Consider the following 2,905-nt stretch of genomic DNA (forward strand, 5'->3'; position numbering starts at 1 on the left):
GGCTATTGGCGGGACAGCTTCTACCGCTTCAAGGAGCTTTACGACACCGGTGGCGCGGCGGCGACTACCTGCTTGCCCTCAAACCCAATCGGCCGCTGCTGTTCAGCGAGGTCGAGGCCTTCTTCGCCGACCCAAAGGCCGGCCCCCTCGACACCTGCGAGACCACCGATGCCGATCATGGCCGCCTGGAGATACGCCGCCACACCGTCTGTCACCACGTCGACTGGCTGTTTTCCGACCGCCGCTATGCCGGTGAACTCAAGTTCCCACACATCGCCATGATCGCAAGGGTCCGCACCGAGGTCGAGCGCAACGCAACCATCGAACATGAAAGCCGCTACTACATCTCCTCCGCCAAGCTCGATGCCCAAACCTTCGCCCGCGCCGTGCGCGACCACTGGGGCATCGAAAACCGTCTCCACTGGGTCCTCGACGTCGTCTTCCACGACGACCTTGCACGGCTCAGATCCGGACACGGGCCTGAAAACATGGCCGTCGTCAAACACATGGCCATGAACCTCCTGCGAAAAGCCAGGAACAAGCACAGCCTGAAGGTCCGGCGTAAACTCGCAAACCTCAACACCCAATACCTCGAAACAATACTCAGACAAAACCACGCGTTAAACTGAAGCGATTGCCCTGGCCCAAAAAGTGCCAGATGCTGCGATCATCACGAATGGCGGCTTTCGTTGCTCGCCATGCGCGCCAACACTCCGGCCGGTCCCGTGCCGGATTTCAGCGCGTACTTGGCGGATGGCCTTACTCCTTTGTTTCCAACACAAGCTCATCGGCCGTCGGCTGTCTGTCCTGCTTCGGGTCTCCAAGCTTACGGCGCAAAACGTTCTCGAGCAGCCGCGATATGTTGTTCTCAAAGTTGTTCGAGGGTAGGCATCCGCAGAATGTGATAGACCCGGTCGAGAAAACCGAACCGCCTCGCGGGAGTTCAAAATAAACCATCTCTGCGTGAAGCGCATCTTGTTCCGGTCCACCGGTGAGGTTGGTTAGATGCGTCAGCTGTTCCTCAGGGACCAGCATGAATTCGTTGTCTCGCGAAACAGAACGCGCGAGCAGGACAGCCGATTTCGGAGTGCCCAGACGGTGGTCCATGTGGTCAAGTTCAAAGCCGGCCGCCCCACCGCCGGACAAGCCGAAATCACCAAGAATGTCATCTTCGATCCCTGCAAAGATCCAATCGTACTGTGGATCATGACACAGCCGCTGATAAGGGTCGCCGACGAACTCCCCTTGCGCGGCAAAGCCTATTCCGACGAGGTCCTGTGGCGCGCGCGCATTGCGCCGCCAGAGACCACCATAGGTTCCGTCGAATGCATTGTAATACTCGCCCGGCTCGGCCGCCCAGGCGCGAATGCCATCTTCTGCGCGGCGTATCTCGAACAGACTGTCGTTCTCCGAATGCACGGCAATGCGCCAGTAAAAGCCATTGGCACCGAGATAGAGCAGATGCCCGCCATTGTCGCGATACGACCGTAGTGCATCCAACGTATTCGACGTGTGGTACTCGGGGTGCGACCCTGTCGTCACGACATCATAGGCCGCCAGCGCTGCAACCCCGTCGCGGTGCAGTTCGGCGTCTGTCACGACATCGTATTCGATGCCTTTCGCGTGGAGCCATGATATCAAGTGGCTGTCGGCCTGAAAGTGTCTCAACCCGGAACAGGGTGTCTTGCCAAAGGTCAAATAGCCTGGACGCAGGTTGAATAAAGGCCGGCGATGCGAGGCGTGGCATATGCCACTTCCGTCGGCATGGTAGTTGTAGGTCGATAGCCCGTAATTGGTGTGCTTAACCGGGTTGAAGGGATAAGCGCCCCAGTCCCTCGTTCGGTCTTGCCACTCCGGTGCATAGTCAGGGCGGGCATGGTTGCCGTAGATCACATAGGTAAAGGTCGACACGAGAACGCAGAGCCTTGCCCTCGGTCGGCCCAGTGGTTCCACCACGAAAAACGGTACGGCGTCCCAAGCCTCGCCGCATTCCAACCGCATGACGTAGATGCCGGATGGCATGTCGCGCGGCACCGTAAAGGTAAAGCTTGTCTCCCATCCAAAGTCATAGATGTCGTCGTCGTGAAAATGGATGGCTGCGTAGTGCTCTGGTTTGTGAGTCCAGTTCATTTCGGACGCATCCCAACTCGCACCCGTGACCGCACGCGTTGGATAATTCACCAGCTTCAGATCAGGGCCTTTCCCGGCCCGAGCAACCGAACTGCTGATATCCTTCGCAAAATCCCAGGACGCAACGGTCTCGCCGTCACACAGGATAACCGGCGCTTCGATCTTGCCGTTGAAGTGGTCCTTTACTCTTCCTTCGTCCAAACGGGCCGCGATGGTCGGTACTCCGTGATGCCGCATACCAACGCCCGATCGTTGGATCGCCTCGTGCGCTGTTTCGCCACCCGAGCAAGGTGCACAAGACAGGGTCACCGCATCGGGCGTCAGGCGCGCAACCACTCTGACCCAGGTCCGGAGCGGAATACACGGGCCCGCCGTCAGCGTTTCGCCATTCTCGCCCAGAACCAACCGCATGTCCTTGTCCAGAGCCAGGTCAAGCGCGCCGATATTCATGATGGTTTGCCTGTCCGGACCCAGACGCGTCGGGAACACTGTCGCGCCAAATGCCAGCTCGCCTCCGGCATCGAGGTGCAGCGCGCTCACCCCCATTGCATATGACCCGGGGTAGAACGGTTGCTCCCGCGATGGAAACTCAGCTTGCGCAAAATACCGAGAAGCATCCTCCTCGACGATGCCCGGCCCATCGGGATTGGGGTCAGCACTTATCGACCGGACGAGCCGCGCCGAAAATGGCTGTCCTGCGCTGGATGAGACCTTGAACGCGATCGAGCCACCGGGACGTACAGACATGACATTGCTGTAGGCCAAGAGCGGCGGA

The 2,905-nt window shown here is 59.1% G+C and carries 2 protein-coding genes; one reads left to right on the forward strand and one right to left on the reverse strand.

What is annotated here, in order from left to right; translation table 11 throughout:
- Positions 1 to 629 (forward strand): ISAs1 family transposase (locus tag AC5E6N_RS22455; protein ID WP_491749899.1); only part of this gene is annotated, 629 nt, incomplete at its 5' end.
- A 130-nt stretch (positions 630 to 759) separates the two neighbouring features.
- On the opposite strand, the gene AC5E6N_RS22460 is transcribed toward AC5E6N_RS22455, so the two are convergent.
- A partial coding sequence (locus tag AC5E6N_RS22460) for a N,N-dimethylformamidase beta subunit family domain-containing protein (protein WP_491749900.1) occupies positions 760 to 2,905 on the reverse strand: 2,146 nt, incomplete at its 5' end.

This window comes from Hoeflea sp. (assembly GCF_984452065.1).